Genomic DNA, 19,799 nt, shown 5'->3' on the forward strand with positions numbered 1-19,799 from the left:
CCACCGATGACGCCGCCGAACCACCGCGCGACCTGGTTCGACCAGGATTGGTCGCTCGACGAGTTGGTCGAACGCAAGAACAACCGCACCGTTTCGGTGGTCCTGCCCGCGCTCGACGAGCAGGAGACGGTCGCCGGGGTGATCGACTCGATCCGCGAGCTGGTCGGGTCGCTCGTCGACGAACTGATCGTGGTCGATTCCGGGTCGACCGACGAGACGATCGCGCGCGCCCGCGCCGCGGGTGCCACCGTGTACACCAGGGAAGAGGCACTGCCGCATGTGGCGCCGATACCGGGGAAGGGGGAGGTGCTGTGGCGCTCACTGAATGTCGCGTCCGGCGACCTGATCGTGTTCGTCGATTCCGATCTGATCGAGCCGAGCCCGAAGTTCGTCCCCGCGTTGCTGGCGCCGTTGCTCTTCGACGAGCGGGTGCATCTGGTGAAGGGTTTCTACCGGCGTCCGCTCTCCGGTGCGGGCCCCGGCGACAGCGGCGGCGGGCGGGTGACGCAGTTGCTGGCGCGGCCGTTGCTGACCGCATTGCTGCCCGAGCTTGGTGAGATTCTCCAACCGCTCGGCGGCGAATATGCGGCGACTCGTGAGTTACTCACAAGTATTCCGTTCGCGCCCGGCTACGGCGTGGAGATCGGTATTCTCGTCGATGCCTGGTTGCGGTACGGAATCGAGGCCATCGGCCAGGTCGACCTCGGCATCCGTATCCACCGCAATCGCCCGACGCACGAGTTGGCGGTGATGAGCCGCCAGATCGTTGCCACCCTGTTCGGGCGAACAGGCATCGCCGACTCGGGAATCGGCCTGACGCAGTACCTTCCACACGGGTCGACCTGGCAACCGACCACCACCGGTGTCTCGGCGCAGGACCGTCCGCCGATGGCAACGCCGTCGCCGCCACTCATCGACGGCGCGACGTCATATTCGATGGCGTTCCCGGAGATAGGAGCACGATGATGTCCAACCGAGCGACCCGGCGGCGGTGTCGCGTGTTGCTGACGACGGTACTGCTTGCCGCCGCACTCGGCGTGGAGCCCGGTGCGGCGCTGGCGGATCCGCCGCCGCCGTCCCCGTTCCCCGATGCGGTGTCGGCTAACGGCTCGCATCTGATCGATGTGCGGCACGAGACTCCGAAATTGGTGCAGGCGCATGCCTACTCGGCGTCGATGAACCGATCGATCGATCTGCTGGTGCTGCGCGCCGCCGACGAGAGCAAGCCAGCGCCGACGATGTATCTGCTCAACGGGGCCAACGGCGGCACCGAGGGCAACTGGTTGGACGAGACCGACCTCGTGGACTTCTTCAAGGACAAGCAGGTCAACGTCGTCATCCCGATCGGCGGTGGCGGTAGCTACTTCACCGACTGGCAGCGCGACGACCCACTGTTGGGCAAGCTGCGGTGGCGCACCTTCCTCACCGAGGAGCTACCGCCGGTGGTGGACAAGGCATTCAACGGCAACGGCACGAATTCCATTGCCGGGCTGTCGATGTCGGGTACCTCGGTGTTTCAGCTCGCGCTCGCCAAGCCGGGGTTGTACCAGGGCCTCGGTTCCTACAGCGGCTGCGTGCGTACCAGCGACGAGCAGGGGCAGGCGATGGTGAACGCGGTGGTCGCGCGGCAGTTCGGTAATGCCTCCAACATGTGGGGTGCGCCGAATGATCCCGCGTGGGCGGCCAATGACCCCTACCTGCACGCGGACGAGTTGCGTGGCACGAGCATCTACGTGTCGGCGGGTACGGGTGCTCCTGGCCCGCTCGACACTCTCGAGGGCGCGCGCGGCGATGTGGCACACCTGGCCTATTCGTTGCTGTTCGGTGCGCCGCTCGAGGCGGTCATGCGGATGTGCACCGACCAGTTGAAGACGCGCTTCGATGATTTGGCGATCCCCGCGACTTTCGATTTGCGACCGTCGGGGACGCATTCCTGGGCGTACTGGGAGCAGGATCTCTACAACTCGTGGCCGCAATTCGAGAAGGCGATGGCGGCGAAGGCCGCGGAGGTGTCGGGAGCGGCGGGGGATTCCGACAAGGATTCCGAGGAAGGGCCGACCGGCTGATTCGGTCTCGCCGTGTGAGCGGCAATTGTAAATATAATCGTTTCAAACAGAAGCGTTCACCGTCGTTTCAGCTCGCGGCGGTGAACGCTTCGGTCGTCATGGTGGTCAGCGGCACCCTGCCGGTCCAGCCGCACGGCAGGTTGCACGTGGCGACCACCGTGGTCTCCACCGCGCCGGTGTCGAAGACCAGCGTCGTGGTGACGGCGCGGGCGGGATAGCCGCATGCCTGACATTTGCCGAAGTAGTTGAGGATTTCCTCGGATCGGGCAATTGCGATCCGGCGATCGGATTTTTTCATCCGCGTGCTCCAGGTGCTCTTGGGTCGGAACGAATTCCGGTGCGGGTCGGTGATATCTATGAACGCTAGAGTCGCGATGAGTTGACGACAGGTGCCATCGCGGATCCTTGGTGGTGTTCACACCGTGATCGGTGGCGGTTTGTGTGGCGACCCAAGGGTTTGCGGCGGTTTCGCTGGTGCGCAAGATACGGTGGTCGGGTGCGTTTCGGTGGGCGGAATACGGTGACAACTGGGAGTTATCACAGTGTCGGGCACCGCCTTTGGTGTGATGCTCACTCCGGTGGCGAATTATGGGCGACTGTCCAGATTGTGCCGTCGTAGTGTCGGTGCTGCCGACAGTGGCGCAAACACATGCAGGTCAGGCACTTTCGTGCGCAATCGGCTTGACCTGGGGTGTGCCCGAGGTTACAAAGGAAGTTATCCGCCGACCCGAGCTTTTCGAACCGGCCCGGAAGAAGTGCGAATAGTTGGTTACCGATCTCGTTGATGTGGTCGCAGAATTCCCGATAGCCCGCAGGGCACTGTGGGACCTTCTGCTCGAACCTCAGACCTACCCTCGTGTCTTTCTCGGCGTCGGCGCCTGTGAACGACTACACGACGTCGACGGTCATCCGCTGCTGGAGCTGCGGATCGGCTCGCCCCAGACCGAAATTCGACTACGCCAGATCCGGGTGGTGGTCGGACGCTGGTATGAGAGCTTCGAGCTGCAATGCCCCGGCACGAGCAGCTTCGCCTCGGTGCGCCTGAGCGGTGAGGGTGAACGCACGCACGTCACCATCACCCTGTTCGCGCCCGCTCGGATACACCCGTACGTGACGCAAATGTCCAATGGTGAGGTGATCGACTGGGCGCGCAGCGGATTGCGGCGTGCGGCCGACCTCGTGCGTGGCACACCGACCTCGGTCGCGGTCAACGCGGAGAACTCGCCGGTGCGCCTACAGGTGGGGGTCGCGCGCCAGATGATGTCCTCCGGTGTACTCACCTCCCGACCGGACCTGGCCGCCAAACAGCTTCGCGGCCTGGCCAAGTGGGGCTTCAATCTGGCGGGCGGCTACGCCGCCGCGGCGGCGCACTCCCCGGATCGGCTCGCGCTGGTCGCCGACGGATCCACTCGTACCTTCCGCGAGATGAACGACCGCACCGACGCGTTGGCCGCCGCGATGGCGAGCGTGGGTCTCGGTGCGGGCGACGCGGTGGGTCTGCTCTCGCGCAACCACGCGGGCATGGTCGAGTGCATGGTGAGCGCGGGCAAGCTCGGCGTCGACGTGGCCTTGCTCAATGCCGGGTTGTCCGGTCGCCGGATCGAGGAAATCGTGCAGCGCCACCGGCTTTCGGCGCTGTTCGTCGACGGTGATCTCGAGGAATTGGTGCGCTACCTGCACTCCGACATTCCGCGCTACAACACCGACGGCAGGCCGACCTCTCCGGAACAGGCCACCGTCGAAGACCTGGTGGCGACAGGCGGCAGCGAGTTCCGCAGGCCCTCGCAACCGGGCAGGCTGATCGTGCTCACCTCGGGTACCAGCGGGGTGCCGAAGGGGGCGCGGCGGCCACATCCGAAGGGTTTCGGCACTGTCGCCGCGTTGTTGTCGCGCATCCCGATGGGGATGGACGAGACCATGCTCATCCCCGCGCCGCTGTTCCACACCTGGGGCCTTGCCGGGCTGCAATTGAGCACCGCGCTGCGTGCCACGGTGTTGCTGTCGGAGCGTTTCGACGCCGAGGAGTGTCTGCGCAAGGTCGCCGAACACCAGGCGTCGACTATGATCGTCGTGCCGACGATGGTCAATCGCATTCTCGATCTGCCCGCCTCGGTCCGGGAACGGTACGACACCTCCAGCCTGCGGCACGTGGTGAGCTGTGGCGCACCGCTGGCCGGTGCGACGGTGCTGCGGTTCATGGACGCCTACGGCGAAGTCCTCTACAACGTCTACGGTTCCACCGAGGTCTCCTGGGCCACCATCGCCGATCCCGACGACCTGCTCACCTCGCCGACCACCGCGGGGACACCCCCGCTCGGTACGAAGGTGGCGGTGCTCGGCCCTGATCATCGTCCGGTGCCGCGCGGCGCGACCGGGCACATCTACGTCGGCAATCACATGCTGTTCGACGGGTACGTCAATGCCGCACCGCCGGACGAGGCCGACGGCATGCTCGACACCGGCGACCTGGGTTATCTCGACGCCGCGGGTCGGTTGTTCGTCGCCGGGCGCGACGACGAGATGATCATCTCCGGCGGCGAGAACGTCTTCCCACGTCCGGTGGAGGAGGCGCTCGCGCACCTTCCGCAGGTGAGCGAGGTGGCCGTGGTCGGGGTGCCCGATCACGAATTCGGCCAGCGGCTGGCGGCTTTCGTGGTGAAACGTGAGGGTTCCGGTCTCGACCCGGACATGATCCGCTCCTATATCCGCAATCGCCTCAGCCGCTTCTCGGTGCCGAGGGACGTCACCTTTCTCAGCGCGCTGCCGCGCGGCGAGACCGGCAAGATCCTCAAGCGCATGCTGGTCGGCGGGCCGACCGAGCGGACGGTGTGAGCCGCGGCGCGGTCACGACGGCGCGGCGGCGGTGTCCTCGGACAGGATGACCACCGGGATCTTGCGTTCGGTCCAGGACTGATAGTTGTCGAAGTCGGCGTAGAGCCGCAGCAGCAGCGGCCACAGGCGCGTGCGTTCGTCCGTGGTAGCGACGCGTGCGAGCACCGGCCGCCGCTCGGCGCGAATCCTGATGTGCGCGTGCGGGTCCGCGACCAGGTTGTGGTACCACTGCGGATGTGTCGGCAGCCCGCCCTGCGAGGCGACGATGACGATCTCGGCGCCGTCGGTGAGGTAGAGCAGGGGAGCGGTGAACAGCTTGCCCGACTTCCGTCCTCGATGTTCGAGCAGCAGGGTCGGTACGGGCTTGCGCAGTCCAGCACCGATGCGCCACGTCCCGCCGATGCGCCCGTTGGTCTTGCGGTAGACCCAGGCCTGGGCCCGCGCGCTGTATTTGATCATGGTGGGCACCAGCGGGGAATCGAGCTGGCGCGGTCGCTTGGTCGGCATTGGTGCATATCCTTGCTGGCGGGGTCTCTTCGCGGGCTGGGTGTATTCGCGCGCGGGGGCGAACGCGGTGCTGGTGGTTGTGTGGTGCGTTCTCGATCGCGCGGGACGGCGCTCGCGGTCTGATTGCCGTGCGCCGTCGATTCATAGTATCGTCCAGACACCTGTCCGGAAATAGTTCGGCGGCTTATGCCTCGCGTAACGGGTGCTCGCGCGGCGTGGAGAAGCGAGGAATGAGGTCTGTAGCGCTCGAGCGCCCGGGATGGCTGAGCGTCCGTAGTGTCTGGTAGTGCTCGAGCGGGCGCAGAGCTCGAGCGCTCGGAGTTCTCAGCCGCTTGTCGGCGCCTGGGCGTCCGGCGTGTCGAGTGTCTGGAGTGCTGTGCGTGCGGAGGACTCAGCGTCCGAAGTGTGGCGCTCAGCAGGGCGTGGTTCAGCAGGGCGTGTTCAGCCGAAAATACAGAGCCAGGGAGTGCATGTGTCGAGCGTCGAGCAGATGACAGTGCCGAAGTTGTTCGAGATCGCAGCCGCCGCAACGGGGTTCCTGCCCGATGACGAGGGGCTGGCGCTGTATGAGGCGGCGCGGCGGTATTGCCGCGCGGGTGTGGTGGTCGAGATCGGCACCTATTGCGGCAAGTCGACCATTTTGCTCGGCGCGGCCGCACGCGAGAGCGGGTCGGTGGTGTTCACCGTGGACCACCACAAGGGGTCCGAAGAACACCAGCCCGGCTGGGAGTATCACGACACCTCACTGGTGGACCCGGTGACCGGCCGCTTCGACACCGTGACCGAGTTTCGTCGAAACATCGTGCGCGCGGAGCTGACCGAAACCGTCCTCGCGGTGGTCGGACGTTCGGCGACGGTGGCGCGGTTCTGGTCGGCGCCGATCGACTTGTTGTTCATCGACGGCGGACACACCGAAGAAGCCGCGCAACGCGACTATGCGGGCTGGGCGCAGCACGTCGGAGTCGGTGGGGCACTGGCGATCCACGACGTCTTTCCCGACCCGCGTGACGGTGGTCGGCCGCCGTATCACATCTATTGTCGCGCACTGGAATCCGGACGGTTCAGGGAAGTCTCGGCGACGGGCTCGCTGCGTGTGCTGGAGCGGATCGAACCGGACTGAGCGGTCGCGGGTGAACCTGCTGTCGCGCGGATCGCGCAGCTGAGTGCTGCGGCTTTCCAGCCGGACGACCCCCGAGGGAGCTGCGATCAAGTCGACCGTGCGGGTGCGTGCCCCATCCAGGCCGCGCCGCGACCACTGACCAGCAGCTCAGCTCACCGGCAACGGGTCGGCTGCCAGGTCGCGGAACACGCCGTTGGCGGGGGTGGTGCGACTCAAGGCATCGGCGGCGAGCACCATCGCTGCCGCGGTCCAGGTTGTACGCTCCTCCGGCCAACGCTTTCCGTCGGCGAAAACCAGTCCTGTCCAATAACTTCCGTCGGCTTCGCGCAGGTGCTGCATGTTGCCGAACAGCGCGCGTGCCCGTGCGTGGTCGCCGAGCGATTCCAGGGCGAGTACCAATTCGCAGGTCTCCGCGCCGGTCACCCACGGCCGATCGGCGACGCAGCGAATGCCGATCTCGCCGACCACGAATTCGTCCCAGCGCGCCGCGATCCGCCGGTGACCCGCCGCGCCACGCAGGACACCGCCGAGTACCGGGTAGTACCAGTCCATCGAATAGCGATCTTTGGGTGTGAAGAGTTCCGGCCACCTGCGCAACGCGTCACCGAGCCGATCGGCGGCCGATTCCCATGCCGGACAGTCGATGTCGAGTCGTCGCCCGAGCGCGACCGCGCAGCGAATGCTGTGATACATGCTGGCGCACCCGGTGACCAGTGCTTCGCTCACCGGACCGCCGGGGCCGGTGGCCCACGGGATCGCCCCCGTCTCGTGTTGCAGCCCGACCACGAAGTCGACGGCCGCGCGGACCGTCGGCCACATCTCGGCGGCGAAGGCGAGGTCATCGGTGTAGCGCAGGTGATGCCAGACCCCGGTGGCGAGGTAGGCGCAGAAATTGGTGTCGGTGTCGTCGGAATCGACGCGATCGTCCTGGAACCGCGACGGCCACGAACCATCGGGGCGCTGCGTCTCGGCCGACCAGCGGTACGCGGCGACGGCGGGGTCGAGCAGCCCGCACGCCGTGAGCGCCATGGCGGACTCGACGTGATCCCACGGATCGGTATGGCCGCCGACCGACCACGGAATCGCGCCCGACGCGAGCTGTGTCCCTGCTATCGATTCGGCCGTCTGTAAACACTGTTTGCTGCTGAGAACACCGGGCACCGACGGTATTTCAGGCTTCGACAAGGCTCACCACCGGCTTCTGGAAATACAACGCGACGCTTTTGCCGAGCAGTGGATCCAGCAGCGATTCGGCGATCCTGGTCGCCGCGGGCTTCGACATCATGTCCCACACCAGGAGTCGGTGATAGGCGCGCACCAGCACGTGCTCGGTATTGGACACTCCGACCGCGCATTTGAGCCACCAGTAGGGCACGTGCAGCGCGTGCGCGTGTGCGTCGTGGACGAAACGAAGGCCGCGATGGGTGATCTTGGCGCGAAGTTGGTCGGCTTTGTAGATGCGGACGTGGCCGCCCTCGTTGCTGTGATACTCCGTCGACAGCAGCCAGCACACTCGTTCCGGCAACCATCTCGGCACCGTAACCACCAGTGTCCCACCGGGTTTCAGTACACGTACCAGCTCGGCGATCGCGTCGGTGTCGCGCGGAACGTGCTCGAGGATCTCCGAGGCGATCACCACATCGAAGTCGTGATCGGGAAACGGCAGCGCCAGCGCGTCGCCGCACACGGTGCGCGCGGACGCGTGCTCGGGCACCTCGCCTGCTTCGACCATCGCCTCGAACATGGTGGCTACCCCGGCGAGTTCGGCGGCGTCCTGGTCGAACGCGATCACGTCGGCACCACGGCGGAACGCTTCGAACGAGTGTCTGCCCGCACCCGCGCCGACGTCGATCACCCGCGATCCACGTGCGATTGCGAGCCGATCGAAGTCGACGGTCAGCATGGTTGTATCCCTTCCGGTGCGGCGTCCGCCCCACGGCGGTCGATGGCGCGCTGGTACACCTCGACGGTCTGCGCGGCGACCGACTCCCAACTGAACACGCTGACGGCACGTTCGCGACACGCCAGGCTCATCCGCTCGCGTCGAGCAGGCGAGTCCAGCAGCGCCCCGAGCGTGGTGCCGAGTTCCTCGGCAGCACCCGGCGTGGTGAGCTCGGCGCATTCCCCCTCGGGGCCGACCACCTCGGGCAGCGCACCGGTGCGGCTCACTACCAGCGGCGTCCCGCTGGCCATCGCCTCCACCGCTGGCAACGAGAACCCCTCGTACAGCGAAGGGATACAGGCGATTTCGGCCGAGCGCAGCAGCGCGGCCAACTCCTGGTCGGTGAGACCGGAATGAACGGTGACGATATCGGAGAGTCCGAGTTCGGCGATCAGCTTCTCGGTGGGACCGTTGGGCTCGAGCTTGGCGACCAGGCTGAGCTCGACCGCGTGGGTCACGCGCAACGCGGCGAGCGCGTGCAGCAGGTGGGTGATTCCCTTGAGCGGTTTGTCCGCGCTGGCGACCGCGACGATGCGCCCGGCGTGGCGTGGTGCGGTGCCGGGGGCGAACAGCTCGGTATCTACGCCCAGCGGCACCGTGCGTAGTCGCTCGGGGACGACGGAGAAGTCCTCGGCGATGTCGGCGGCCGAGGACGAGGACACCGTGATCAGATCCGGCAGGGCGCGCGCCACCCGCATCTGCATGTCCAGAAAGCCGTACCACCTGCGCACCAACGGCTTTCGCCGCCAGATCGCCGCCGCCACGTCCAGCTCCCGATCCTTGGTGATCGGATGGTGGATGGTCGCGACCAGCGGCAGGTGGCGGGCGATATCGAGCAGCCCGGTGCCGAGACACTGGTTGTCGTGGACCACGTCGAAGTCCGCAGCGCGCTCGCGCAGTATCCGTGCGGCCCGGAGACTGAAGGTGCGGGGCTCGGGGAAGCCCGCGGTCCACATGGTCGCCAACTCGAGCAGATCGATCCGGTCGCGGATCTCGCCGGGACGCGGGGTGCGAAACGGGTCTGGTTCGCGATACAGATCGAGGCTCGCCACCTCGGTGAGCCGCACGCGCGGATCCAGGTCCTCCGGGTAGGGCTGCCCGGAGAACACCTCGACCTCGTGACCGAGTTCGGCGAGTCCGGCGCTGAGGCGCCGCACGTACACCCCTTGCCCGCCACAGTGCGGTTTGCTGCGATAGGACAACAGGGCGATGCGCACGGTCAGCTTCCTTCGGGGTCGGGGGTCACTCCGGTGATCGTTGCCAGCTTGCCCGACAGTCGTCCGAGATAGGCACGCACCTCGTCATCGGACTTGTCGGGTAGCCCGTAGAGCACGTCGGTGACGCCGCCGTCGGCCCATGCGGCAAGGCGCTCGGCGTCGGGTTTGAAGTCCAGTGCCACCACTCGCGGCCGCCCTGCGCGTCCCGCGTCGGTCCAGATCTTGCGCAGCAATGCCAACCGGTCGGTGATGTCGGTTTCGCCGGGTGTGGTGATCCACCCGTCGGCCGATTCGGCGATCCAGTGGAAAGTGCGTTCGGTTCCCGCGGCGCCGATCAGCACAGGAACGGTGCGCGTCGGCTTCGGCCACGCCCAGCTCGGCCCGAATCGAACGTGTTCGCCGTCGTAGGCGGCCTCTTCCTCGGTCCACAGCGCGCGCATGGCGCCGAGGTATTCGCGCAGCACGGTGCGCCGCTTCTTCGGCGGTACCCCGTGATCGGTGAGTTCGTCGGTGTTCCACCCGAATCCAGCGCCGAGCACGACCCGTCCGCCGGAGAGGTGGTCGAGGGTGGCGATGGTCTTGGCGAGAGTGATCGGATCGTGTTCGACCGGAAGCGCGACGGCCGTCGCGAGTTCGATGCGTTCGGTCACCGACGCGGCGGTGGCCAACGAGACCCAGGGGTCGAGCGTGCGCATGTACCGGTCGTCGGGCAGTGAGGCGTCCCCGGTCTGCGGGTGCGCCGCCTCGCGCTTGACCGGAATATGGGTGTGTTCGGGCACGTAGAACGAGTCGAACCCCGCGTCCTCGGCGGCGCGCGCCGCCGAGGCGGGAGTGATGCCGCGGTCGCTGGTGAACAGGACGATGCCGAACCGCAATCCGGCGACGGATCCGTCGGGCTCGGTGCGGCGGGAATCGTTCGGGCTGGAATCAGTCATTGTCGGCGTACCCTATCGCTGCGCGTCCGGCTCGCCGCGCTTACGCGCGGCCTTCTTCTCCTGCGCGACCACTTTGCCGACAACCGAATCCAGCTGGGTTCCGCTCGGCCAACCGACGTAATGGCAGAGGAACAGGGCGATTTCGCGCAGTTGTTCCTCGTCGAGTTCCTCGTTGCGCAGTGCCGCGCCGATCTGGATGTCGGCCACGTCGAACAGCCCCTGCGCGGTGAGCGCGCCCAACAGCAGCAGTCGGCGATCGCGCAGGCTCAGCGCGGGCCGCGACCAGATGTCGGCGAAGAGGTGATCGGCGGTGACCTCGAAATGCTTGCCGGGCCCGTCCTGGAATTCCCAGCCGTACACCTCGCTCATTTTGGCCAGTCCGCGTCGGCGTGTCTCGGAGGCGGGGGTGTCCTCGGTCATGGGTGTGCCTACTTTCTGCGGGTCGTCGGGGCGTGCTCGGTCAGGCGCGCAGGATCTGTCCGCCGTCGATATTGAAGATCTGCCCGGTCACCCAGCTCGCGTCGTCGGAGAGCAGGTACAGGCACGCGCCGACGAGGTCCTGCGGTGTGCCCATGCGCTTGAGTGGCAACCGTTTCACCATGTCGTCGACGATCACGCTCGGCGTCACGGTCTTGGTGGCCTCGGTGTCGATCGGTCCTGGCGCGATGGCGTTGATCCTGATGTTCGAGCCGCCGAGCTCGGTGGCCAGCTGCTGGGTCAAGCCGTTCACGCCGACCTTGGCCAGCCCGTAGAAGCCGGAGTACACCCATGCGGCGGTGGAGGATTGGTTGACGATCGAGCCGCCGCGTTCGGTCATGTGCGGCCAGACCGCGCGCGTGACATTGAGCGCGCCGTCCATGTTCACGCTCATGAACTTCTTGTAGTAGTCCCACGGCACGGTGAGCAGCAGGTCGAGTTTCATCTGCCCGTAGATGGCGGCGTTGTTCACCAGATGGTCGATGCCGCCGAACTTCTCGACGGTGGCGGCGGCCAGTGCGACGGCTGAATCCGGTTCGGCCACATCGACTTCGGTGAAGACAGCGGTGCCACCCGCCGCGCTGATCTCTTTCGCGACTCCCTGGCCGAGTTCGGTATTCAGGTCGGCGACAACGACATTCGCGCCTTCGGCGGCGAGGGCGTGTGCGTAGGCGGCACCGATGCCCTGCGCGGCGCCGGTGACGATGACGGTCTTTCCCGTGAAACGAGACATGTTCGGGCTCCTGATGTTTCGGGTGTGCGTGCGGTCAGCGCGCGGTGGCGACGAGCTTGGTCTCGAGGTATTCCTCGAATCCGGCGCGGCCCATCTCCCTGCCGATGCCGGAGTGTTTGTAGCCGCCGAAGGGCGCGTCGGCGCTGTACCAGATGCCGCCGTTGACGCCGAGCGTCCCGGTGCGCACGCCCTCGGTCACGCGGCGGATGCGGTCGGGATCGGTGCCCCATACCGAGCCGGAAAGGCCGTAGGGGGAGTCGTTGGCGAGTCGGATCGCGTCGTCGTCACCGTCGTGCGGGATGACGACCAGGACCGGGCCGAAGATCTCCTCGCGCGCCACGGTGGCGGTGTTGGGTGTGTCGGCGATGAGTGTCGGCTCTACGAAGAAGCCGCGGTCGTTTCCGGCAGGGCGCCCACCGCCGACGACGATCCGTCCGCCCTCCTCGCGGGCGATCGCGAGATAGCGTTCCACCCGCGCGCGTTGGCGTTCGGAGATGAGCGGTCCGCAGACGGTTCCGGGATTCGCCGGATCGCCGGGCACGATGCCACCCATGGTCGCCGCGGCGACGCGCACGGCCTCGTCGTAGGCGGCACGTGGCACCAGCAGTCTGGTGTTGATCGCGCAGCCCTGACCCGCGTGCACGCAGACGGAGAAAGCGGCGATCGAACACGCGCCCGCGATATCGGCGTCGTCGAGGACGATGCACGCGGACTTGCCGCCGAGTTCGAGGAAGGTCTTCTTGAGTGTGGCCGCGGCGCTGGTCATTACGGCGCGGCCGGTGGCGGTGGAGCCGGTGAAGCTGACCATGTCGACGCGGGGGTCTTCGGTGAGGCGTGCGCCGAGGGTGTGGTCGGCGGAGGTCACGATGTTCACCACGCCCGCGGGGATGTCGGTGTGCTCGGCGATGATGGTGCCCACCGCGGCGGCGCACCACGGGGTGTCCGGTGCTGGCTTGAGTACGAGGGTGTTTCCCGCGGCGAGCGCGGGTCCCAGTTTGGCGAAATTGATCTGGTGCGGGAAGTTCCACGGCGTGATCGCCCCGACGACCCCGATCGGTTCGCGCCGCAGTAGGCGCTGCGAGCGGATGCCCATCGGCTCGGCGGTGCCGAGATCGGTTTCCCAGTCGTAGTTTTCGGCGAGGTCGGCGCTGAAGCCGAGGTCGTCGATGGGGCCTTCCAGCTGCGGCCCCTTGGTGAACATCGCGGGTGCGCCCGCCTCGGTGACGGTGATCTCGCGCAGTTGCTCGAGGTTGTCGCGCAAGGCGGTACGTAATTGACGGAGGCAATGCGCGCGAAATGCGTGGTCACGCGACCATTCCGAGGTGTCGAAGGCGCTGCGGGCGGCCCCGATCGCGGCGTCCATATCGGTGGCGTCGGCATCGGCGGCCTGGCCGAGTTCTTCCTCGGTCGCCGGGTTCACGGTGGGGAATCGGCCGCCGCCGCCTTCGCGTAGTTCACCGCCGATCAACAGCGGGGAGCCGTCGGTGGGCACAAGACTCATGAGCATCGCTCCGATGGTGTCTGGACAGGTGTACGGAATATAGTCTGAACGGTTGATCTTGCGCAAGAACGAGTTGCATTACCTGGTCGAAGTCGCCGAAACGGCAGCGAGGAAACACCTGCCGCGTGATACTGCGAAAACCGCTCGTCTTCTCGGCATGATTGCTGGTTGTCGTTGTCACGCTCGACCGTCGGTGGTACCGTCCAGACACATGTCCAGCTATGTGTCTCTGTCGGCTGACCGCGCATGGTCTTCCGAGCAGAACTCGTTATAGAAATCGGGGTGTGCACAATGACGGCCGCTTCGGTCGAGCCGCTGACGTTCGACCCGTACGACTACCAGTTCCACGAGGACCCGTACCCCATCTATCACCGGCTGCGCACCGAAGCGCCGCTGTATCACAATCCGCGACTGGACTTCTGGGCACTGTCGCGGCACGCGGATGTCACCGCCGCGTTCCGGGACACCACCCGCCTGTCCAGCGCCAATGGTGTCTCGCTCGATCCCGCGGCGTGGGGCCCGAACGCGCACAAGGTGATGTCGTTCCTCGCGATGGACGATCCGCGACACATGCGCATGCGCCGCCTGGTCTACAAGGGGTTCACGCCCAAACGTGTCGCGCAGATGGAAGATCGCATCCGCGAACTCACCGTCGCGCATCTCGAGCCCGCGTTGGCGCGCGGCACCTTCGACTGGATCGAGGAGTTCGCCGGCCTGCTGCCGATGGACGTCATCTCCGAACTGATGGGTGTGCCCGAGGCCGATCGCGCGGAGATTCGACGACTCGCCGACCTGGTCGTACACCGGGAAGACGGCGTTTTCGACGTGCCGGAAGCGGCGATGGACTCCTCGCTGCGCCTGATCGGCTACTACGCGGACATGGTCGCCGAGCGCAGGGCGCACCCGACCGAAGACCTCACCTCCGCGCTGCTGGAAGCCGAGATCGACGGTGACCGGCTGTCGGAAGAAGAGATCATCGGCTTCATGTTCCTGATGGTGGTCGCCGGGAACGAAACGACCACCAAGCTGCTCGGCAACGCATTGTATTGGGGCGCACGCAATCCCGGGGAATATGCCGAGGTCGTCGCCGACCGCGAGCGGGTCGGGGAATGGGTCGAGGAGACGCTGCGCTACGACACCTCCAGCCAGATCGTCGCGCGCACCGCCACGGTCGATATCGACCTGCACGGCGCGACGATTCCGGCGGGAGCCAAGGTGTTGCTCCTGATCGGTTCGGCCAACCGCGACGACACGGTCTTCACCGACGGTGACGACTACCGGATCGGACGCACCGACGGCGGCAATCTGGCCAGCTTCGGCGCCGGCGTGCACTTCTGCCTCGGTGCGCACCTCGCACGTCTGGAAACCAGCGTCGCGCTGCGTGAATTCGCGGATCGGGTCAGCGCGTACACGCTGCACCCGGAGGACATCGTGCGGGTGCACTCGAGCAATGTGCGCGGCTTCGCGAAACTGCCGATCACGGTGCGGAGGTAACCATGCGCATTGTCGTCGATCCCGATCTGTGCCAGGGCCACGCGGTCTGCGCGGCGGAGGCGCCGGAGGTATTCGCCGTCCCCAAGCGCGGCACGGTCGAGGTGCTCGCACCGGACGCGGCGGTGACCGAAGAGGTCAGGAACGCGATCCGCTACTGCCCCACCCAGGCGCTCTCGCTCATCGAGAGTGCCCCCGAATCGTCCAGTGCGTCCACTGGGTCCACGAAAGGTTCTGACCGATGACAGGTTTCGAGCGCGCCGAACTCGACGAGATGGTGCGGCGCTGGGTGCTGGAGAACGAGCGCTGTGAGCAGGCCGGCGACTGGAAGCCGCTGGCCGAGATGTACACCGAAGACGCCACCTACGGCTGGAACTACGGGCCCACCCAGGAATTCATGTCCGTTGGTCGCGCGGAGATCCGCGATATCGCCCTCGGCCAGGAGATGCTCGGACTGGAGGGCTGGACCTACCCGTATCAGGAATTCGTCGTCGACGAGCGCAGCGGGAACGTCATCGGCCTCTGGAAGCAGGTCAGCGAACGCACCCGCGCCGACGGCAGCCACTACAGCCCACAGGGCATCGGCGGCAGCTGGTTTCGCTACGGCGGCGACTACCAGTGGTCGTGGCAGCGCGACTTCTTCGACTTCGGCAACGTCTCGGCGTTGTTCCTGGAGATGATCACCGACAACGCGCTGTCGGACGGCATGCACAAGCGCATCGAGCGCTCCACCTCGAAGACCCCGCTGCCGGGGTGGTATCGCATCGGTGAATCGCCGGTCGCGCTGTGGTGAGTCCCGTGCCAGCCAGTAATTTCGCGAAGCTGACCCGCGACCAGCTCGCCGTCCTGGTCCCCGAGCTCCTGCTGTGTGGACACCTGATCGACCGTTCGGGGATGGCGCACTCGCTCGGGGCCTTCGGACGCGAGGGGATGACGGCCGCCGCCATCGAAGAGTGGCAATTGGCCAGCCCCGTCTACACCCGCAGGATCCGCGAGGCGCTCGCGATTCCCGGCACCGACGTGGTCACCATTTTCAAAGGGCTGCAACTGGATATCGGCGCGCCGCCGCAGTTCATGGACTTCCGGTTTCGGGTCGAGGACTCGACGCACGGCGAGTTCTGGCTCGATCACTGCGGCGCGCTGGCGGATGTGGAGCCGATGGGGGAGGCGTTCGTGGTGGCCATGTGCCACGACATCGAGGACCCCACCTTCGACGCGACCGCGTTGGCCACCAACCCGTACGCGCAGGTTCGTCCGATTCACCGACCACCGCGCAACCCCGCCGGACGTACCCCGGCGTGCGCGTGGACGGTGGTCATCGACCAGGCGCACGTGCCGCCGCCGGTGCCACCCAATGCCGAGCTCATCGCGAACTCTCGTGCGGCACAGCTGGTCTTGGCGCCGATCGACCCCGAGGACGAGGGTGCCAGCGACTACGCGGGACCCTTGCTCAGCGACCTGCGCTTCGGCGACTTCTCCCGGTCGGCATTGATTCGACTCGCCGACGAGGTGTGCCTCCAGCAGCACCTGCTGACGCTGGGATTCCTGACCGCCGTGCGCGCGCTCGGCGACGACGACACCGCGGTGAGCATCGGCCGTAAGCAGTTCACCGGGATCGCGGGTCTCACCGCACAGCGACTTCGTGACTGCCTCGACCTGGGAACCGGCCCGAACGCCCTGGCCGAGGTACTGCGGCTGCACCCGATGTCGAACCCGTTGCCCTACACCGACATCACCGTGGACGACGCGAAGTCGACCGTCCGCCTGCGGATTCCGTCGGAGAGCGCAGCTCGAGTCGACGGGGGCTGGGCCGCGTTGCTCGACGCCGAGCACCTCGAACCGGTGCTCGCTCTCGCTCGCGGCGTCGATCCGCGCTTCGAGGCGAGCGCCACCGTGGACGCGGGCGCGTTGAGCATCGAATTCCGGGTGGGCACCCGGTCATACAAGGAAGCCTCCGAGGTCGCGGTGACCCGCTTCAGCACGGGTGCCGACTTCCACTTCACCGATCGAGGAATACCGCTGCCGCTCACCGTCGTGTGAGGCGCTCACCCCCGGAGGGGAACGATGTCCTACAACTTCGCCGACCTGTTCGAGCATTCCGTCGACGCCATGCCCGAACGGATCGCCCTGATCCAAGAAGATCGCCTGATTACCTACCGCGACTTGGATATTCGAGCCAATCAACTGGCGCACTACTTGGCGGCGATGGGGGTCGGCAGCGGCACCAAGGTGGGGTTCCAGCTGCACAACAGCATCGAGACGATGGAGACGCTGATCGCGTGCTTCAAGCTCGCCGCGGTCCCGATCAACATCAATTTCCGGTACGGCGTCGCCGAGGCGGCTTACGTCTACGAGAACGCCGACCTCGAGGTACTGGTGCACCATGCGGTCTTCGCCGACACCGTGCGCGCGGCGCGGGCGCACGCGCCGAAGCTGCGGCACTGCCTCAGCGTGGACGACGACGAGGTCACCGCCGAAGCCGAAATCGGCACCGTCCGTTACGAACTCGCGATAGCCGCCGGTGCGACGTGGCGGCCCTTCACCGCGCGCACCGGCGACGACCTTTTCATGATGTACACCGGCGGCACCACCGGAAAGCCCAAGGGCGTCATGTGGCGACAGGAAGACATGTGGCGCGTGCTCGGCGGCGGCATCGACTTCTACACCGGCGAACCGGTCGCCGACGAATATCAGCAGTCGCGGGTCGGTAAGGCGAACGATCCGAGTATCTGGTTCATCCTGCCGCCGCTGATCCACGCCGCCGCGATGATGCCCACCTTCACCGCGCTGTGGTCGGGCAATACGGTGCTGTTCGAGCCGCGTTTCGATGCTCGTCGGGTGTGGCAGGCGGTGGCGCGTAACCGGCCACAGATCATGGTCATCACCGGTGACGCGATGGCGCGACCGCTGCTCGACGCGTTCGCCGAGGAGTCGGTGGACGCCGGATCGTTGATCGCGGTCGCCTCCGGTGCCGCGCTGCTGTCGCAGCCGGTGAAAAACGCACTGCTGGAGTTGTTTCCGTCGGCGGTGGTCTCGGATTCGATCGGCTCGTCCGAAACCGGTTTCGGCGGTATCGGATTCGCGCAGAAGGACGACGACCCCGCGCGGGGGCCACGAGTGCAGACCGGTCGCGGCGCCGTCGTCGTCGATGAAGCGGGGCGGCCGGTCGCCGCGGGCGAGGAGGGCTGGTTGGCCAAGACCGGCTCGGTGCCGTTGGGCTACTACCGGGACCCCGAGAAATCCGAAGCCCTGTTCAAGACCGTCGACGGCATCCGCATGGTGGTCACCGACGACCGTGCGCGCGCCGAGGCCGACGGCGCCATCACGCTCATCGGGCGCGGCAACATGGTGATCAACACCGGCGGCGAGAAGGTCTTCGTCGAAGAGGTGGAGAGCGTCGTGAAGTCGCACGCCGCGATCTACGACGCCGTGGTTGTCGGTGTGGCGCACCCGCGTTGGGGCCAGCAGGTCGCCGCGGTGGTGTCGGCGGCTGGCGCCGACGGCATCGATTTCGGCGCTGTGCTCGCGCACGTGCGTGAGCACCTTGCGGGATACAAGGTGCCCGGATGCGTCTGGGTCGCCGAGGAAGTCGTGCGCGCGCCCAGCGGCAAACCCGATTACCGGTGGGCCCGTGGGGTTACCGAGGGGCGCGACCCCGATCACCGGTCCAAGTGACCGATTCATATCCACTCGTGCAGGAAGTAGGTAGTCATGGCAGCACCGTCGTTGCCGGTGGGATTCGATTTCACTGATCCGGAATTGTGGGAGTCCCGAACTCCCGTCACCGAATTCGCGCAGTTGCGGCGCACCGCGCCGGTGTGGTGGAACGCGCAGCCCGACGAGACCTCGGGTAGTTTCCGCGACGGCGGCTACTGGGTGGTGAGCAGGCTCGAGGACATCAAGGAGATCTCGCGCAACCCGCAGGTGTTCTCCTCGCAGCGCAAGGGCTCCATCATCCGCTTCCCGAATGACTCGACCGACGAGCAGCGGGAGGCGACGGGCGCGCTGCTGGTGAACATGGACCCGCCCAAGCATTCCAAGATCCGAAGGATCATCGCCAAGGGGTTCACTCCGCGCGCGGTCGAGGGGTTGCGCGCGGCGCTGACCGAACGGGCCGCGAAGATCGTGCACGACGCGAAGCGTTCGGGTGCGGGGGATTTCGTGGAGCAGGTGGCGTGCGAGCTGCCGCTGCAAGCCATCGCGGAACTGCTCGGCGTGCCGCAGGCCGATCGGCGCAAGCTGTTCGACTGGTCCAATCAGATGCTCAACTACGACGATCCCGAGTACGGCGATCCCGCGCTCGCCTCGTTGGAGATCCTCGGCTATGCCTGGCAGATGGCCGAACAACGCAGGGCCGACCCGGTGGCCGATATCGTCTCGGAGTTGGTGCACGCCGACGTCGACGGGGAAGCCTTGGCCTCGGACGAATTCGGCTTCTTCGTCATCCTGCTCGCGGTGGCGGGCAACGAGACCACCCGCAACGCCATCACCCACGGCATGAAGGCGTTCCTCGAGAACCCGGAACAGTGGGAGCGCTACAAGCAGCAGCGACCGAGGACGGCGCCGGACGAGATCGTGCGCTGGGCGACACCGGTCACGGTGTTTCAGCGCACGGCGACCGAGGACGTGGTGCTCGGCGGTCAGTCGATCAAGGAGGGCGAGCGCGTCGGCTTGTTCTACGGCTCGGCCAATTTCGACGAGGACGGCTTCGGCAATCCCTTCGATTTCGATGTGCTGCGTGACCCGAACCCGCACGTCGGTTTCGGCGGCACCGGCACGCACTACTGCGTCGGCGCCAACCTCGCCCGCCTGGAGATCGACCTCATGTTCAACGCGATCGCCGACGCTATGCCGAACGTGAGCCAGGTCGCCGAGCCGGTGCGGCTGCGGTCAGGGTGGATCAACGGAATCAAGAGCTGGCAAGTGCGCTACGAATAGTCTCGCGCTACGAATAGTTTGCTGCCGCAGAGGATAGTTT

The 19,799-nt window shown here is 66.5% G+C and carries 19 protein-coding genes; 10 read left to right on the forward strand and 9 right to left on the reverse strand.

Annotated elements, in window-relative coordinates:
• The first annotated feature begins 6 nt into the window (after nucleotides 1-6).
• Both ABEA50_RS22305 and ABEA50_RS22310 read left to right on the forward strand, forming a co-directional pair.
• Nucleotides 7-966: a glucosyl-3-phosphoglycerate synthase gene (locus tag ABEA50_RS22305; protein ID WP_345497617.1), complete on the forward strand. Its 960-nt coding sequence runs from the start codon at nucleotides 7-9 to the stop codon at nucleotides 964-966.
• Nucleotides 966-2,066, forward strand: coding sequence for an alpha/beta hydrolase (locus tag ABEA50_RS22310; RefSeq protein WP_345497618.1), 1,101 nt, complete (start codon nucleotides 966-968; stop codon nucleotides 2,064-2,066). Before ABEA50_RS22305 ends, ABEA50_RS22310 begins: the two co-directional genes overlap by 1 nt.
• Nucleotides 2,067-2,133: 67 nt before the next feature.
• Here the strand turns inward: ABEA50_RS22310 and ABEA50_RS22315 are convergent, their stop codons facing one another.
• A complete protein-coding gene (locus tag ABEA50_RS22315) occupies nucleotides 2,134-2,364 on the reverse strand; it encodes a hypothetical protein (protein WP_345497619.1) in 231 nt (76 codons plus the stop codon).
• A gap of 467 nt (nucleotides 2,365-2,831) precedes the next feature.
• Here ABEA50_RS22315 and ABEA50_RS22320 point away from each other — a divergent pair, with 467 nt between their 5' ends.
• Nucleotides 2,832-4,898 (forward strand): AMP-binding protein, encoded by a 2,067-nt coding sequence (locus ABEA50_RS22320; RefSeq protein ID WP_345497621.1) that lies wholly within the window; start codon nucleotides 2,832-2,834, stop codon nucleotides 4,896-4,898.
• Between the two features lie 12 nt (nucleotides 4,899-4,910).
• Here the strand turns inward: ABEA50_RS22320 and ABEA50_RS22325 are convergent, their stop codons facing one another.
• Nucleotides 4,911-5,405, reverse strand: a complete 495-nt coding sequence (locus ABEA50_RS22325; RefSeq protein ID WP_345497622.1) for a nitroreductase family deazaflavin-dependent oxidoreductase — start codon at nucleotides 5,403-5,405, stop codon at nucleotides 4,911-4,913.
• 490 nt (nucleotides 5,406-5,895) lie between these two features.
• On the opposite strand from ABEA50_RS22325, the gene ABEA50_RS22330 reads away from it, so the two are divergent.
• Complete coding sequence (locus tag ABEA50_RS22330) at nucleotides 5,896-6,525, forward strand: class I SAM-dependent methyltransferase (RefSeq protein WP_425577687.1); 630 nt, start codon at nucleotides 5,896-5,898, stop codon at nucleotides 6,523-6,525.
• 147 nt (nucleotides 6,526-6,672) lie between these two features.
• On the opposite strand, the gene ABEA50_RS22335 is transcribed toward ABEA50_RS22330, so the two are convergent.
• The 7 genes from ABEA50_RS22335 to ABEA50_RS22365 form a co-directional block, all read right to left on the reverse strand.
• Nucleotides 6,673-7,710, reverse strand: a complete 1,038-nt coding sequence (locus ABEA50_RS22335; RefSeq protein WP_345497624.1) for a glucosidase family protein — start codon at nucleotides 7,708-7,710, stop codon at nucleotides 6,673-6,675.
• Complete coding sequence (locus ABEA50_RS22340) at nucleotides 7,697-8,428, reverse strand: class I SAM-dependent methyltransferase (RefSeq protein WP_345497626.1); 732 nt, start codon at nucleotides 8,426-8,428, stop codon at nucleotides 7,697-7,699. Before ABEA50_RS22340 ends, ABEA50_RS22335 begins: the two co-directional genes overlap by 14 nt.
• Nucleotides 8,422-9,684, reverse strand: a complete 1,263-nt coding sequence (locus ABEA50_RS22345; protein WP_345497627.1) for a glycosyltransferase family 4 protein — start codon at nucleotides 9,682-9,684, stop codon at nucleotides 8,422-8,424. The genes ABEA50_RS22340 and ABEA50_RS22345 overlap by 7 nt, the downstream gene beginning before the upstream one ends.
• 2 nt (nucleotides 9,685-9,686) lie before the next feature.
• Nucleotides 9,687-10,559, reverse strand: coding sequence for an LLM class F420-dependent oxidoreductase (locus tag ABEA50_RS22350; RefSeq protein WP_345497717.1), 873 nt, complete (start codon nucleotides 10,557-10,559; stop codon nucleotides 9,687-9,689).
• A gap of 72 nt (nucleotides 10,560-10,631) precedes the next feature.
• Entirely contained in the window at nucleotides 10,632-11,039 is a 408-nt protein-coding gene (locus ABEA50_RS22355) for a carboxymuconolactone decarboxylase family protein (RefSeq protein WP_345497628.1), read from the reverse strand.
• Between the two features lie 40 nt (nucleotides 11,040-11,079).
• Complete coding sequence (locus ABEA50_RS22360; RefSeq protein WP_345497630.1) at nucleotides 11,080-11,829, reverse strand: SDR family oxidoreductase; 750 nt, start codon at nucleotides 11,827-11,829, stop codon at nucleotides 11,080-11,082.
• Between the two features lie 34 nt (nucleotides 11,830-11,863).
• Nucleotides 11,864-13,330: an aldehyde dehydrogenase gene (locus ABEA50_RS22365; protein ID WP_345497719.1), complete on the reverse strand. Its 1,467-nt coding sequence runs from the start codon at nucleotides 13,328-13,330 to the stop codon at nucleotides 11,864-11,866.
• 291 nt (nucleotides 13,331-13,621) lie between these two features.
• Here ABEA50_RS22365 and ABEA50_RS22370 point away from each other — a divergent pair, with 291 nt between their 5' ends.
• Genes ABEA50_RS22370 through ABEA50_RS22395 form a run of 6 tightly spaced genes read left to right on the forward strand, consistent with a single transcriptional unit; the run spans nucleotide 13,622 to nucleotide 19,759 of the window.
• A complete protein-coding gene (locus ABEA50_RS22370) occupies nucleotides 13,622-14,824 on the forward strand; it encodes a cytochrome P450 (RefSeq protein WP_345497631.1) in 1,203 nt (400 codons plus the stop codon).
• A 2-nt stretch (nucleotides 14,825-14,826) separates the two neighbouring features.
• Nucleotides 14,827-15,066: a ferredoxin gene (locus tag ABEA50_RS22375; RefSeq protein WP_345497632.1), complete on the forward strand. Its 240-nt coding sequence runs from the start codon at nucleotides 14,827-14,829 to the stop codon at nucleotides 15,064-15,066.
• On the forward strand, nucleotides 15,063-15,614 hold the full coding sequence (locus tag ABEA50_RS22380; RefSeq protein WP_345497634.1) for a Cif family virulence factor: 552 nt from the start codon (nucleotides 15,063-15,065) through the stop codon (nucleotides 15,612-15,614). Before ABEA50_RS22375 ends, ABEA50_RS22380 begins: the two co-directional genes overlap by 4 nt.
• Nucleotides 15,608-16,861 carry a hypothetical protein gene (locus ABEA50_RS22385; protein WP_345497636.1) on the forward strand — a complete coding sequence of 418 codons (1,254 nt, stop codon included), beginning with the start codon at nucleotides 15,608-15,610 and terminating at the stop codon, nucleotides 16,859-16,861. Before ABEA50_RS22380 ends, ABEA50_RS22385 begins: the two co-directional genes overlap by 7 nt.
• Nucleotides 16,862-16,885: 24 nt before the next feature.
• Entirely contained in the window at nucleotides 16,886-18,496 is a 1,611-nt protein-coding gene (locus ABEA50_RS22390) for an acyl-CoA synthetase (RefSeq protein WP_345497637.1), read from the forward strand.
• 36 nt (nucleotides 18,497-18,532) lie between these two features.
• Nucleotides 18,533-19,759, forward strand: coding sequence for a cytochrome P450 (locus ABEA50_RS22395; RefSeq protein ID WP_345497638.1), 1,227 nt, complete (start codon nucleotides 18,533-18,535; stop codon nucleotides 19,757-19,759).
• Nucleotides 19,760-19,799 lie beyond the last annotated feature (40 nt).

It is taken from the genome of Nocardia callitridis, assembly GCF_039543305.1.
Classification (GTDB): domain Bacteria; phylum Actinomycetota; class Actinomycetes; order Mycobacteriales; family Mycobacteriaceae; genus Nocardia; species Nocardia callitridis.

Bases quoted from the DNA above. Each gene is read 5' to 3' on its own strand.
- ABEA50_RS22305 (WP_345497617.1), top strand. From the start codon at position 7: ATGACGCCGCCGAACCACCGCGCGACCTGGTTCGACCAGGATTGGTCG.
- ABEA50_RS22310 (WP_345497618.1), top strand. From the start codon at position 966: ATGTCCAACCGAGCGACCCGGCGGCGGTGTCGCGTGTTGCTGACGACG.
- ABEA50_RS22315 (WP_345497619.1), bottom strand. From the start codon at position 2,364: ATGAAAAAATCCGATCGCCGGATCGCAATTGCCCGATCCGAGGAAATC.
- ABEA50_RS22325 (WP_345497622.1), bottom strand. From the start codon at position 5,405: ATGCCGACCAAGCGACCGCGCCAGCTCGATTCCCCGCTGGTGCCCACC.
- ABEA50_RS22330 (WP_425577687.1), top strand. From the start codon at position 5,896: ATGACAGTGCCGAAGTTGTTCGAGATCGCAGCCGCCGCAACGGGGTTC.
- ABEA50_RS22340 (WP_345497626.1), bottom strand. From the start codon at position 8,428: ATGCTGACCGTCGACTTCGATCGGCTCGCAATCGCACGTGGATCGCGG.
- ABEA50_RS22355 (WP_345497628.1), bottom strand. From the start codon at position 11,039: ATGACCGAGGACACCCCCGCCTCCGAGACACGCCGACGCGGACTGGCC.
- ABEA50_RS22360 (WP_345497630.1), bottom strand. From the start codon at position 11,829: ATGTCTCGTTTCACGGGAAAGACCGTCATCGTCACCGGCGCCGCGCAG.
- ABEA50_RS22365 (WP_345497719.1), bottom strand. From the start codon at position 13,330: ATGAGTCTTGTGCCCACCGACGGCTCCCCGCTGTTGATCGGCGGTGAA.
- ABEA50_RS22370 (WP_345497631.1), top strand. From the start codon at position 13,622: ATGACGGCCGCTTCGGTCGAGCCGCTGACGTTCGACCCGTACGACTAC.
- ABEA50_RS22375 (WP_345497632.1), top strand. From the start codon at position 14,827: ATGCGCATTGTCGTCGATCCCGATCTGTGCCAGGGCCACGCGGTCTGC.
- ABEA50_RS22380 (WP_345497634.1), top strand. From the start codon at position 15,063: ATGACAGGTTTCGAGCGCGCCGAACTCGACGAGATGGTGCGGCGCTGG.
- ABEA50_RS22390 (WP_345497637.1), top strand. From the start codon at position 16,886: ATGTCCTACAACTTCGCCGACCTGTTCGAGCATTCCGTCGACGCCATG.
- ABEA50_RS22395 (WP_345497638.1), top strand. From the start codon at position 18,533: ATGGCAGCACCGTCGTTGCCGGTGGGATTCGATTTCACTGATCCGGAA.